Origin of the sequence: Chryseobacterium sp. CFS15 (assembly GCF_031118795.1) — a bacterium.
GTDB lineage: Bacteria > Bacteroidota > Bacteroidia > Flavobacteriales > Weeksellaceae > Chryseobacterium > Chryseobacterium indoltheticum.
In genome coordinates this window covers 346,211-359,286 of the sequence record NZ_JAVHYL010000003.1, presented here as the reverse complement: position 1 = coordinate 359,286, position 13,076 = coordinate 346,211, and the positions used below count along the sequence as shown (strand labels likewise).

Below are 13,076 nucleotides of genomic sequence, written 5' to 3'. Positions count from 1 at the left end.
TCTATAAAGTTAGAAAATTTCTAGCTCTTAAAAACATGACTTTTAATACAATTTCTGGTCATTCTCACAGAAAAAGCTGGTTCGTTTACTTTTTCCGGTATCTTTTTTAATGACTTCAGCGCCACATATCGGACAGTTTTTCTGATGATAAATCTGAAAATTTTTGCTCAGAACATTAGCTTTCTTCCACCTTTTAAAATCGAAACTGTAGTTTCTGGCTTCTTCAATAATTTCTTTCAGTTTCTTTGATGGTAATTTGCTAATTAGGCTTTCGGGATGAATTCTGGCTCTGAATAAAGCTTCATTTTTAATAATATTTCCGACACCTGAGAAAATATCCTGATTCATCAAAGCATCACAAATCATCATTTTAGGATTGTCAAGCAAAGTTTTTTCGGTTTTTTCGGGATCCAATTTTCTGCTCATTATATCAGCTTCCCAATTGATTTTATTTAAATAGCTTTCATCCACAATTTTTACTATACAAGTATAAAAGTACATTCCGCCATCTTTAAATTTTAACCCAAGTTTTAGGGTATCAATATCTTTCCTTTCATATAAACTGTAAGAGCCAAACATCATCAGATGAATTTTAAATATAATTTTATCGAAAATCAAGTATGTCTGTTTTCCGAAAGTTTTTATTTCTCTTAAAATTTCTCCTTTTACTTCGGATTCTTTTGGAATTTCGCTTCCGTCAACATCTATTACTTTTTCACCCACAAATTTTTGCAGATCTTCTTTCATCAGAACAATAGTAGGACCTTCAGGCATCGTATAGTTTTCAACAAAAGTTCAAATATTATTCCTTTAAAAGTAAAAATTGAATTAATTTTGGAAAATGATGAATTTGAACCAGATTTTTACCAGTCAACGTACCGGAAACAATCCAAATACAATTGCTTCAAGAACAGATTTTCAGAGAGATTTTGATCGTATTATTTTCTCTTCAGCTTTCAGAAGACTACAAAATAAAACACAGGTTTTCCCGCTCCCGGGAAGTGTTTTTGTACACAATAGATTGACGCACTCTTTAGAAGTTTCTTCTGTGGGAAGAAGTTTGGGAAGTGTGATCGGTGAGTTTATTGCGGAGCATTATAAAAGTGACCTTACAGAAGAATCAAAGAATTTTTATAATCATAATTTAGGAAATGTAATTGCTGCAGCATGTCTTTGTCATGATGTGGGAAATCCTGCTTTCGGACATTCGGGAGAAGATGCAATTGCCAGTTATTTTGACCGAAATGAAAATGATCTTAAACCTAAATTCAACGAAAAAGAATGGGCTGATCTGGTCAATTTCGAAGGAAATGCCAATGCGATTCGGGTTTTAGCACAACAGCAAAACGGGAAAGATGCCGGTGGAACTCAGTTGACGTTTGCCACTTTGGCGAGCATTGCAAAATACCCTTGTGAAGCAATTGCCAAGAAAAAAGGAATTATACACAGAAAGAAATTCGGTTTTTTTCAGAATGAAAAAGAGATTTTTCTTGAAATAGCAAGAGGCACAAACTTAATCTCAGAAAGCGAAGAACCTTATATTTTCAAAAGACATCCTTTCGTTTGGTTGGTAGAAGCCGCTGATGATATTTGCTACAATATTATCGATATGGAAGATGCACACAGATTGGGCATTGTTTCAACGGCGGATTGTACAAACTTGTTTTTTGAGCTGGTAAAATCAGAAACTGATGATGTTGACAGAGTAAAAAGAAAGCTTGATTCTATCGGAAATGACAACGAAAAAATTTCGTATTTAAGAGCAAAAGTTATTAATGCTTTGATTAATAAATCGATCTCAATGTACAAGCAAAATTTTGATAAAATCCTTGAAGGAAACCTTGACAAAGCATTGCTTGATATTTATAAAAGTGAAAATAAGGCTTTACAGGATATTGAAAGCTTTTCGGTAGAGAAAATATACAATCATAAAGCAGTTGTGGAGATTGAAAATGCTGGCTACAACGTAATGTACGAATTGCTTGATCATTTTATTCCGTCAATTTTAAAGTCTGAAGATAAAATTAAATCTTATGATACAAAAGCTTTAAAACTAATTCCGAAACAGTTTATTTACGAAGAAGGAAGTGATTACCAGAAAGTTCTTGGTGTCATTGATTTTGTTTCTGGAATGACCGATAATTATGCAACAGATCTTTACCGAAAAATAAAAGGTATTGATATCGGAATGACGATGTAGAATTACTCATTTTAATTTGATTTATACTGTGGAATATTGTATCTTATCAACTAATTATTAAAATAAAAACTATATGGTGTATTTGGGTATTTTGGTCTTTTTTGGACTGGTCACATTATTTGCCTCTTTCTTTACGGTAAAACAGGAGTCTGCGGCTGTTGTAGAAAGATTAGGGAAGTTTTTGAAAGTTAGCCATGCTGGTTTACATTTGAAGATTCCTTTTTTGGATCAGATCTCAAAACGTCTGAATCTTAGAATTCAGCAGCTTGATGTTATTATTGATACTAAAACTTTAGATAATGTTTTTATCAAAATGAAAGTTTCTGTGCAGTATCAGGTAATCAGAGAAAATGTAAAAGATGCATATTATCGTTTGGAAAATCCTGAAAATCAGATCACTTCTTATGTATTTGATGTAGTAAGAGCAGAAGTTCCGAAAACGAAATTAGATGATGTTTTCGTAAGAAAAGATGATATTGCAATTGCTGTAAAAAGTGAATTACAGGAAGCGATGCAGAGTTATGGATATGATATTATCAAAGCTTTGGTAACTGATATTGATCCGGATGAACAGGTAAAACATGCTATGAACAGAATCAACGCTGCGGAACGTGAAAAAACCGCTGCAGAATACGAATCTGAAGCACAAAGAATAAGAATTGTTGCTGTAGCAAAAGCTGAAGCAGAATCTAAAAAACTTCAGGGACAAGGGATTGCAGACCAAAGAAGAGAAATCGCAAAAGGTCTGGAAGAATCTGTGAAAATGCTGAATGCAGCCAATATCAATGCGCAGGAAGCTTCTGCATTAATCGTGGTTACACAGCATTATGATACTTTGAATTCTATTGGTGCTAATAATAGAAGTAATTTGGTTTTACTGCCCAATTCTCCTACAGCAGCGAGTACTATGTTGAATGATCTGGTAGTCTCTATGGCGGCAACTCAAAAAATGGAGGAATATTCTAAACCTCAAATGCCTAATCCTACTCAAAATAGAGGACATCAGGAATAGAATAAGCATTCTAAAATACAAATCCCTTTCAAAAAGTAATTGAAAGGGATTTTTTGTTATTTCTTGGTTTTAGAAACCTGTTTTACTAGAGTATATTTGATTGAGGAACCATCCATTGGCGGGTTTTCAATTTTCTCTGTTTTCACTTTTAAAATATATTCATATCCCGGTTCGTAAGTGAAACCCTCAATGTTGGTGTAGAAATTCTCCCAACTGTCAGATTCTTTTTCTTTTACCTGAAGACATTTCATAGGTGCTACTCCTGTACAATCTGCTGTTTCGGGACCTACAATAAATGTTTTTTCATTGCCTGATGTCGAGTTTGGCATCGGTTTACATTGCGATAAGATTAAAAAAGATAATATTGTAAAAGTTCCTTTTAGAAAGAGAGTTACATTTTTCATAAGTTCATATATTTTGAGGTTGCATTGCAAGTTTGATGCCGAAGAAATTTCTAAATAGATACAAGATATAGAAGTAAATTAATAGGCTTCATAAGATTAGACTTTAAAATTATATCATTAAATATTTAATACTTCTCACCTTTTGTTAAGTCAGAATTATTTCCATTAAATTTTTGTTTCCCTATTAAAAGCTCAAAAAATAGTTTAAAATCAGACAATAAAGACCAAAGCGGATATTTGAAAGTGGCTGGTTTGTTTCTTTCAATAAAAGCATGACTCAGCCATGCAAAACCATATCCGAAAATTGGAATATACCAAAGAAATCGTTCTTTACCGGTATATAATACAAATCCTATGACGATAAATACACATAAGATTCCAAGAAAATGAAAAATCCTTGTTCCGAGTTTTTTATGTTCGCCAAGGTAAAACTCATAGAATTCGTCGTATGTTTTTATTCTTTCAGACATGGCTTGATAGTTTAAAGTTCTTAAAGAACGTTAGCAATAATTTCGCCAAATAGTACTGTGTTAAAAAAGAGTAATTTGATTATTTACATTACATTTTTAAACATTAAGAAAATTAAAGGTTTAAGAATGATTAAGAACCAATAAATTGATTTAAGAAGTATGTTTGATGGCTCACCTTGCTGAATTTCAATAAATCAAAATGATATTGTCCGTAAAACTTAATTACTGTAATGATTCAAAAAACAATAAAAATTTTTGAGTACCTTTTGCGTTGAAAATTAATATGATTTACTAAAATTTCAGTAATTTAAAGTTCCAATCATAAAAGTTTTAGAAGCGTTAAGAGCTTGCGATGCTTGCGTTAATTCTTTTACGACACCTTTATTTTTGATATAATTAGAATGAATAAAATAGGTGTCTTTATTATCTCTTGTAATAAAACCGGTGTGAAAATCTAGACCAACAATATAAACCTGATTTTTATTTTCACTTAAAATATATTTCTCTAAATCTTCTCTGCTAGAAAAATATTTAATGTTTTTACAAAGCTTTTTGATCATTACCGATGAAGCTTGCTGTGCTAAATATGTTCTGTTGATATCAAAACCGAAATCAGTAAGCGTATTGGTTACAAAATATCCGCAGGCAATCGTGCTTTTCTGGGGTTCTCTCGATGTTCCGTTGAATGACCAAGGCGTACCCATCCAGTAATTGGGAACGTCATAGTTGATAAACTTAAACAGATAACTTTTCTTTTCTTCCGCAGTCTTTTTATTAATCGACATTAAAAATTCTTTGTAAGGAATCTTATTTATTTATAACTTCTCTGAAATTACATCATTGTCCGATTCAACTTTAGATTTGTTGCATCCGATAATGATTAAACATAGCAGACAAAAAAGATATTTCATCTTTTAATTGGTATTTCTCAATTTGCTATTCTGATATCCGTAACAGAAATATATTACTAAACCGATAGCGAACCATATTCCGAAATAAAACCAGTTTTCATGGCTCATTCCTGTAAGAAGATATAAGCAAGAGCTTAAACCAATCAATGGAATTAGTGACAAATCTTTAATAAATGTTAAAACACAAAGCCCAAGATTGATCAAGATGAAAAAGAAAATCGAAGCTTTGAATTCGCCTTCTTTAGGATCAGACCATTCCATTAAATGATCAAAAAAGTCCGGCTGGAAATAATGGAATCCCACCAATGAACCAATGAAAATAACAGGGAAAATAATTTTCCCATTAATATAAGGAAGGTGAAATCTACCTTTAATTTTTTCTTTTGGTGCAAGCATTAAAACTCCTGCACAAACCAATACAAAGGCGAAAATAGTTCCGATACTTGTAAAATCTAATATGAAACTTTTGTCGGTAAAAATGATAGGAACTCCCACCACAATACCGGTAACGATCGTTGCAAAGGATGGAGTTTTATATTTTGGGTGCACATCCTGAAATTTTTTAGGCATCAATCCGTCACGGCTCATCGCGTACCAGATTCTAGGCTGTCCCATCTGGAAAACCAATAATACGGTAGTAATTGCTACAATTGCTACGAAAGAAACGGTAAGCTCCATCCATGCAACATTGGCATTTGTTTTTTCAAATATAAACGAAAGCGGATCGCCGATACCGTCAAATTTTCTATAATCTACCATTCCCGTTAACACTAAAGTCAGGGCAATATAAATAACGGTACAAAGGACAAGAGAAATAATCATCCCTTTGGGTAAGGTTTTCTGCGGATCTTTTGTTTCTTCAGAAAGTACGCTCAATGCGTCAAATCCAATATATGCAAAGAAAACTCCTGAAACGGCACTCATTACTCCGGCAAAACCATTCGGCATAAAAGAAGAAGTTCCGGTTTCCAGACTTACGGGAGTCCAGTTTTCGGTATTGATGTATGAAAAGCCGACTAAAATAACCAACACAATAACGGCAAGCTTTAAGATAACTAAAGAATTGTTGAAGTTCTTGCTTTCTTTCACGCCACGATAACAAAGCCAGGTAATTAATCCGTTAATAACCAATGCTGGAATATCTACGATAAATTTTAAACTTCCTAATAATGGTGCATTTGTCCAAGCATTGATCAATTCTTTGTTTTCAGAACCATTTGTAAAAGCTTTTTTGGCTTCAGTATAGCTGCAAGTGAGATAATCTGGAATATGCATGCCGAGTCGCTCTAGAAAACTGGTAAAATAATCAGACCATGAGAAAGCAACATAGATATTTCCGAAAGAATATTCCATAATCAAAGCCCAGCCAATTACCCATGCAATCAATTCACCAAAACTGGCGTAAGCATAGGTGTAAGCAGAACCCGCTGTAGGAATTCTACTCGCAAATTCAGCGTAGCATAAAGCAGTAAAACCGCAGGCAAAACCACAAATCAAATAGAGAATAATCACACCGGGACCGCCTCTGAAAACGGCTTCGCCTAAACTACTGAAGCTTCCTGCTCCAATAATAGCTGCAATACCAAAAAATACAATGTCCCAAGTTCCCAGAACTCTTAAAAGATTTGTCGATGTGTCTGTCTCTGAATAGGTTTTCCTTTTGAAAAGTTGATTCATTCAATGTTTATATAAAGTTGAAAAAAACAAATGTAATTATTTCTGTGAAATAATTAATATTTTCTTAATATTTCTTCTTCAAAAGTTAATAAATATTAAAAAATAATCCACATACTAACATTATGTAAAAAGACTTGTTTATACAATATCTTTTCGATATTTTCGTTGATAATTTGTGGATAAAATCTTATCTCAAAATTAAAACATTTGGTCTTATTTTTGAAGGCTTACCCATTTTTAAATTTGATATTAATGAAATCAAAAAAAATACTTTTAGCGGCTGCTGTTTTCTATTTCGGAGTTTCGGAAGCGCAACAGTCTCAATACTTTACCCAGAAGGAAAACTATAGGTTTAATCTGGCTCAGAATCTTTATCAGACCAAAATATACAATGCTTCTCAATACGAATATGCAAGACAGTATTTCTACAATCAGAATCTTGAACAGTCGAAAAAAGAAGCTGCCCAGTTTTTTGATAATGTAATAGGAGTTATTCTTCAGAAAAATCATGCAGAAGACGGATTGACGGCTTTCATGAAAGAATATCCTAATTCAGCCTATTTTGCACAGGCTAATTTACCTTTGGCAGATTATTATTTAGCTAAAAAAGATTTTGAGGAAGCTTTAAAAACCTTAAAGAAAGTCAATCAATATCAATTGACCAAGGAAGAAAATACACAGTATATTCTGAAATTGGGATATGCTAAATTTATGATGGGCGATTCTAAAGGTGCGATTGATGCACTGGAAGAGGCTCACAAAACTGCTGATGAATCTCAGAAAGGCGATATCGCTTATATGTTGGGACATTTGTATTATTCAAAGAGACAGAATGATCAGGCGTTTCAGTATTTTGATTCTGTAAAAGATCAGCCTAAATATTCAAAATTAGTGCGTCCGTATTATGTGCAGATGTATTACAACGATAAAGATTATGATAAAGCTATTTCGGAAGGAAATGCTTTGTTGAATGAAGATATTTCAGATTCTTATAAAGCAGAAGTACATAAAATCATTGGTGAATCTTATTTCATGAAAAATGATTACAACTCTGCTTATCCACACTTGAAAGATTATTTAAGTGTTCAGCAAAACCCTTCTGAAAACGATTTGTACGAAATGGGATTTGTAGCGGCTCAGCTTAAAAAGTATGATGAAGCGGTTTCTTATTACAACCAATTGCTGAACAGTAATTCGGCTCTGGCTCAGAATGCTTATTATCAATTGGGGAATGCTTATTTAGCTGTTGAGAAAAAGCAGGAAGCACTTTCGGCATTCCGTTCGTCTTATCAGATGGATTATGATAAAAGTGTAAAAAAACTTGCACATGAACAGTACGCAAAATTAAGTTACGACATAGGTAACCCTTTTGAAAGCCCTACAACGGTTATTCAGGATTATATTACCATTAATAATAATGATGCAAAAACGGCAGAAATGAGATCCCTTTTGGTGAAATCTTATCTGTATTCCGGGAACTTTAAAGAAACGTTGAATGCGATTGATAAATTGCCAAATTCAACTCCTGAAACCGATAAAGTAGATCAGGAAGTCTCTTACCTTTTGGGAACGGAAGAATTCAATAAAGGTAATTTTGACGAAGCTGAAAAATATTTCCTCAGAAGTTTAGAATTCGATTTAAATAAAGAATTTCACAGCAGAGCTTTGTATTGGCTCGGTCAGGTATATTATCAGAAAGGTAATTATCCTTCAGCAATTGTGCGTTACGAAAAATTGGCTAACGAAACTTTCCCTGAAAAACAACAGCTTTCTTACGATTTGGGATATGCTTATTTTAAATCTAAAAAATTTGATCAGGCGGAACAATATTTTACACAATATTTAAAAAATCCGAAACCTGAGTTTAAGAATGATGCAGAACTTCGTTTAGCAGATATTAATTATGCTAACAATGATTTGGATCAGGCGATCGCGATTTACGATAAAAATGAAGATGCAACAGACTATACTTTATACCAAAAAGCTTTGGCTTTAGGGTTTAAAGATGATCAGGCTGCAAAAATCAGCAACCTAAAATCATTGATTTCAAAATATCCTGCTTCCGAATATATTGATGATGCACAATACGAAATTGGTGTTGCTTACGCCGCTCAAAATGATTTTACCAATTCAAATGATTTTTTTGGAAAAGTAATTAAATCTTCTTCAGATAAAGATTTAATAGCGAATGCTTCAATTTACAGAGCACAGAATTACATTGATCAAAATCAAAGTGATAAAGCATTATCTGAATTAAAATCTTTGGGTGAACAATACAAAAACACAGCGTATGCACAGAAAATTGTTCAGGCTGCAAAACCTGTTTTCACTAAAAATGGGGATGTTTCTGGTTATGCTGATTTCGCAAGAAATATAGGCGTAAATATCGACGCTTCTGAAATTGATGAAATCAACTTATCAACAGGTAAACAGTATTTCACTAAGAAAGACTACAAAAATGCAATCTCATATTACGAGAAATATTTAACTCAAAATCCAACAGGAGAAGGTCTTTATCAGGCTAAATACGAGTTGGGTGAAAGTTATTACCAGACCAATAATCCTACAAAAGCATTATTGGTTTTACAGGAAATTGCAAATGTTCAGAATGATTATCAGGACGATGCAGCAACCCGAGTTTCTCAAATTTACATTGCACAAGGAAATTCTGCTGAGGCTAAAAAATACTTAGAAAACATCAGAAACTCTTCAAATATTAACGTTAAAAATTACGCGAATGTTGAGTTGATGAAGATGTATGCGGAAGAAAAAGATTTCTCACAAGCTGAAAAATTAGCCGATGCCGTAATCGCCAATAACAAAAACTCTGCAGCGGTAATTGAAACTGCAAAAGTGATCAAGGCGAGAAGTCTGATGAATTCAGGAAAAGATAAAGATGCACAAGCAGCCTATACAGCTCTTGAAAAATCTTCAAACACTGAAGTTGCGGCTGAAGCTTTCTATGCAAAAGCATTTTATCAAAACAAAGCGAAAGCTTATAAATCTTCTAACGAAACGATCTTTAAAATTGCTAATAATTACGCATCAGAAGACTATTGGGGTGCGAAAGCATTGGTATTGATGGCGAAAAATTATATCGGACTGAAAGATAATTATCAAGCAAGTTATACTTGCGACCAGATTATCTCAAACTATGCAGATTTCCCTGAAATTGTTGCAGAAGCGAAGGAAGTAAAAAAACAAATTAAGAAATAAATGTACTGTCGTATTCATGTAAAATTTATTCATGCAATTTGATCATTAATACTTTTTACTTTATACATTAATACAATATATATGAACAAGAAAATTCAAATACTATCTATATTATTTCTAGGAATTTCGTCTGTGGCGTTTTCTCAGATCAAAGAAGAAAAGCTTATTCTTAATAAGAAAAGAGAACCGGAAGTAAAGAAAATCGAGAAAAAGAAAACTTCTGTAGTGATAGAGAAAAACTATCCGCCCGAAGAGAAATCAGCAAATCCTGTAAAATATACAATTACTGATGTTCCTGCAGTTTCAGATTTTAAAACTTCTACCATTCAGGGTGAAGATGTGACTCCGAAGTTTGACGGAACGGCTCAAAATAACTATTTCCAATTCGGAATGGGGAATTACGGAAAGATTTTAGCCGATGCCAATATTTCTACAACGCTTGAAAATAAGCTGGAAGTAGGTGCCGATGTTCATGTTTTATCGACGAACGGACTGAAAAAAGTGTATCCTTGGGATTCTAAGCAAAGCTCAGCAACATTGGGCGCTTTCTTAAATTCTTACGGTGAAAAAGGAAAAATAAATGTTAATGCTGAATATGGCTTAAATAACTATAATTATTATGGGATTTATGCCGTAAATCCTTCAGCTGACGTAGATTTACAACAAAAAGTAAATCAGTTTAAGGTGAACGGTTACTATGATTTTTATTCTAATGAAATCCTGAATGATGTAAGAGTAAAATCTTCATTTCTGAGCGATCATTTTGATGCAAAAGAAAATCAGGCTTCCATTTTAGCTAATCTTTCTAAGCATGCTGTAAAGCTTTCAGACAACGGAATTGTAATGAATGCTGATTTAGGATTAGGTTTAGAAACTGTAAAAACTGATTTTAAAATCAGGGATGAAAATTCGGCAACGTTTTTTAACGCAAGTTTAGCTCCAAAAGTAACCTTTGCAAAAGGTGAATCTTACTTAATGTTGGGTTCTTCATTTAATTTTTTAAATGCAAGAAATTCTAATTTGATTTTAGCAGAAGAACTTAAAAATAATAAAACATATTGGTTCCCACAGGCTGAATTTCAGGTGGCTGCTTCCAAAGAATTCAAATTCTACGGTGGAGTTGACGGTGGTTTAAAACTAAATACGTATGCTGAATTGTTGCAGGAAAATCCATTCTTGGTTTCTGACCAAATGTTGAAACCAACTGAAACACAGTATCATTTTTATGCAGGTTTGAGAGGAGATATCGACGAAACTTTTAAATATGATGTTTCTGCAGGATTTGGAAAAATGAAAAACATTATGTTCTTCGGAGCCAATAATCTTTTCACCAATGAATTTACTTTAGACAGGCCCGGTTACGATTTTGCCAATACTTTCTCGGCGATATATGACGATGGAAATGTAAGTGATATTAAAGGAAGTTTACAATATTTTCCTTTAGAAAACTTAATTGTAGATGCTGATGTAAGATTTTTAAAATATGATTTAAAGAATTATGAAAATATTTATAATGTTCCGTTAGTTACGGGAAGTATCGGTGCAAAATACACGATGTTTGAGAAAAAATTGTCTTTAGGCTTTAAAGGAATTTTCGCAACAGACAGAACGATAAACTCGTATATGCTTGAAGGAGTGGGAAGTCCGTCTATGATTTTCCAGTCGACTGAAGATACGAATGATAAAGTTGGTGGATATGCTGATTTAAACTTATCTGCAGAGTACAAAATTCACAAAAATTTCAGTATTTTTGCACTCGGAAACAATCTTCTAAGCTCAAAATACCAAACGTATAAAGGCTATAAAGTTCTTGGTGCGCAGGTAGTGGGAGGTGTTAAAATCACGTTTTAGAGTGGGAGAGTGGTAGAGTTACAGAAACTCTGAAACCCTACCACTCTCAGACACTAAAACATAAATGGCTTCGTAGTTCAACTGGATAGAATATCGGATTTCGGCTCCGAGGGTTGGGGGTTCGAATCCCTTCGAAGTCACTTTTAAATGAACAATCTGCTGTATTACAGTGGATTGTTTTTATTTACGAGCTCTTATTGCAATAATGCTATAACAAAAAATCTTATCATAAAAAAAACGCTCCAAAATGGAGCGTTTTTTTTAACAATAAATGACTTACATCGAATCATCAGGACATTTGAAATCATTGCTGCAAGTTGCACAAATTACAACACCATTGCAATAATACATGCAGAATTCTGGTTCTGGTAATGGCTTAATTCCACCTCCTGAAATACCTTTTAATTGATCTTTGCTTAGTTTTTTTAAGTTTTTCATATCTTTTATATTTAAAAATTGATGATACTGTAAATATAATTAAAATATGGAATATAATATACTTTACTAAATATTTTTTTTAATGAAAATCTTAATCAAAACATTATATTATTCTATTGTTAATTATTCTAAATGGGAATGAACTTCTTTGACAACCCTGAGTCTAACTTTTTTGAATTTTCTAAGTATAAATTCTTTTAAATATCCACTTCGCATCTATAAAGTTTCACAACAACGTTTTCAGAGTATTCTCTCGTCATACTTTTTCAGGATTTCTGCTACTTTTTTCATCAGTTCTTCTTTATTTGCCTGATACGAGTTCATATCTTTACTATTAGAGATAAAACATATTTCCCAAAGCACAGAAACACCAGCACCTAAATGCAGAATTCCTATACGTGAATGTTGGCTTAGATTATCCGGTTTCACACCGCGGTTTGGAATACGCAAAACCTTTGCAGCTATCTTACAAATTTCATCCGCCATTTTGTAAGAGAGAGAATTTTTATTATTAAAATCTGTTGCTGTGATGTAGCATTCAGTACCGCTTGCAAGAGAAGCTGCAGAATTAAAATGGATATCTAACAAAACAGATCCTTTACCGGGTTTTATCCTGCTTTGGTATTGAGAATTTGTCTCCCAGTCTTCATCGATAATCAGGTCTTCAGCTTTACTTCTACGAGCAATGTTATTTCTGGCTTCCTTTGTAAGGTCGGCTTCACGATATCCATTTTTTACAGCACCGGAATCCTGATTATTGTGTCCTGCAGAAGGAAAAATTTTTAAAGGTGATAAGATCATGGTAATAGTTTTGTGATACTAATTTACCAAGAATTTACGGTCTGTCAAAAATTTGAAACACGATTATATGGAGTAATAGTAAAATAGTGTCTAATT

11 protein-coding genes and 1 tRNA gene are annotated in these 13,076 nt (G+C 33.1%); 5 read left to right on the top strand and 7 right to left on the bottom strand.

Annotated elements, in window-relative coordinates:
* Positions 1-42: 42 nt before the first annotated feature.
* Positions 43-774 (bottom strand): DNA-formamidopyrimidine glycosylase family protein, encoded by a 732-nt coding sequence (locus OH814_RS06675; protein WP_308827619.1) that lies wholly within the window; start codon positions 772-774, stop codon positions 43-45.
* A 70-nt stretch (positions 775-844) separates the two neighbouring features.
* Between OH814_RS06675 and OH814_RS06670 the strand changes: the two genes are divergently transcribed.
* Together OH814_RS06670 and OH814_RS06665 are read left to right on the top strand one after the other, a co-directional pair.
* Positions 845-2,200, top strand: coding sequence for a deoxyguanosinetriphosphate triphosphohydrolase (locus OH814_RS06670; protein ID WP_308827697.1), 1,356 nt, complete (start codon positions 845-847; stop codon positions 2,198-2,200).
* Positions 2,201-2,273: 73 nt separating this feature from the next.
* Positions 2,274-3,212 (top strand): SPFH domain-containing protein, encoded by a 939-nt coding sequence (locus tag OH814_RS06665; RefSeq protein WP_308827618.1) that lies wholly within the window; start codon positions 2,274-2,276, stop codon positions 3,210-3,212.
* Positions 3,213-3,268: 56 nt separating this feature from the next.
* Here OH814_RS06665 and OH814_RS06660 read toward each other — a convergent pair whose 3' ends face one another.
* From OH814_RS06660 to OH814_RS06645, 4 genes are all read right to left on the bottom strand, one after another.
* A complete protein-coding gene (locus tag OH814_RS06660; protein ID WP_308827617.1) occupies positions 3,269-3,616 on the bottom strand; it encodes a DUF4377 domain-containing protein in 348 nt (115 codons plus the stop codon).
* Positions 3,617-3,741: 125 nt separating this feature from the next.
* Entirely contained in the window at positions 3,742-4,086 is a 345-nt protein-coding gene (locus OH814_RS06655; protein WP_076559176.1) for a DUF962 domain-containing protein, read from the bottom strand.
* A gap of 299 nt (positions 4,087-4,385) precedes the next feature.
* Positions 4,386-4,871 carry a hypothetical protein gene (locus tag OH814_RS06650; protein ID WP_308827616.1) on the bottom strand — a complete coding sequence of 162 codons (486 nt, stop codon included), beginning with the start codon at positions 4,869-4,871 and terminating at the stop codon, positions 4,386-4,388.
* Positions 4,872-5,000: 129 nt separating this feature from the next.
* Positions 5,001-6,674 (bottom strand): amino acid permease, encoded by a 1,674-nt coding sequence (locus tag OH814_RS06645; protein ID WP_308827615.1) that lies wholly within the window; start codon positions 6,672-6,674, stop codon positions 5,001-5,003.
* A 252-nt stretch (positions 6,675-6,926) separates the two neighbouring features.
* Between OH814_RS06645 and OH814_RS06640 the strand changes: the two genes are divergently transcribed.
* From OH814_RS06640 to OH814_RS06630, 3 genes are all read left to right on the top strand, one after another.
* The gene (locus OH814_RS06640) at positions 6,927-9,890 is read left to right on the top strand and encodes a tetratricopeptide repeat protein (protein WP_308827614.1); all 2,964 of its coding nucleotides are present in this window, start codon (positions 6,927-6,929) and stop codon (positions 9,888-9,890) included.
* Between the two features lie 81 nt (positions 9,891-9,971).
* Positions 9,972-11,741 (top strand): TonB-dependent receptor, encoded by a 1,770-nt coding sequence (locus tag OH814_RS06635; protein WP_308827613.1) that lies wholly within the window; start codon positions 9,972-9,974, stop codon positions 11,739-11,741.
* Positions 11,742-11,807: 66 nt separating this feature from the next.
* Positions 11,808-11,881 (top strand) — tRNA-Arg (locus OH814_RS06630).
* A 136-nt stretch (positions 11,882-12,017) separates the two neighbouring features.
* On the opposite strand, the gene OH814_RS06625 is transcribed toward OH814_RS06630, so the two are convergent.
* Both OH814_RS06625 and OH814_RS06620 read right to left on the bottom strand, forming a co-directional pair.
* Positions 12,018-12,179 (bottom strand): hypothetical protein, encoded by a 162-nt coding sequence (locus OH814_RS06625; RefSeq protein ID WP_164462479.1) that lies wholly within the window; start codon positions 12,177-12,179, stop codon positions 12,018-12,020.
* Positions 12,180-12,419: 240 nt separating this feature from the next.
* Positions 12,420-12,980 carry an N-acetylmuramoyl-L-alanine amidase gene (locus OH814_RS06620; RefSeq protein WP_308827612.1) on the bottom strand — a complete coding sequence of 187 codons (561 nt, stop codon included), beginning with the start codon at positions 12,978-12,980 and terminating at the stop codon, positions 12,420-12,422.
* Positions 12,981-13,076 lie beyond the last annotated feature (96 nt).

Coding starts and splice junctions, on each gene's coding strand:
- OH814_RS06660 (WP_308827617.1), bottom strand. CDS start 3,616: ATGAAAAATGTAACTCTCTTTCTAAAAGGAACTTTTACAATATTATCT.
- OH814_RS06620 (WP_308827612.1), bottom strand. CDS start 12,980: ATGATCTTATCACCTTTAAAAATTTTTCCTTCTGCAGGACACAATAAT.
- OH814_RS06650 (WP_308827616.1), bottom strand. CDS start 4,871: ATGTCGATTAATAAAAAGACTGCGGAAGAAAAGAAAAGTTATCTGTTT.
- OH814_RS06655 (WP_076559176.1), bottom strand. CDS start 4,086: ATGTCTGAAAGAATAAAAACATACGACGAATTCTATGAGTTTTACCTT.
- OH814_RS06635 (WP_308827613.1), top strand. CDS start 9,972: ATGAACAAGAAAATTCAAATACTATCTATATTATTTCTAGGAATTTCG.
- OH814_RS06625 (WP_164462479.1), bottom strand. CDS start 12,179: ATGAAAAACTTAAAAAAACTAAGCAAAGATCAATTAAAAGGTATTTCA.
- OH814_RS06645 (WP_308827615.1), bottom strand. CDS start 6,674: ATGAATCAACTTTTCAAAAGGAAAACCTATTCAGAGACAGACACATCG.
- OH814_RS06670 (WP_308827697.1), top strand. CDS start 845: ATGAATTTGAACCAGATTTTTACCAGTCAACGTACCGGAAACAATCCA.
- OH814_RS06640 (WP_308827614.1), top strand. CDS start 6,927: ATGAAATCAAAAAAAATACTTTTAGCGGCTGCTGTTTTCTATTTCGGA.
- OH814_RS06665 (WP_308827618.1), top strand. CDS start 2,274: ATGGTGTATTTGGGTATTTTGGTCTTTTTTGGACTGGTCACATTATTT.
- OH814_RS06675 (WP_308827619.1), bottom strand. CDS start 774: ATGCCTGAAGGTCCTACTATTGTTCTGATGAAAGAAGATCTGCAAAAA.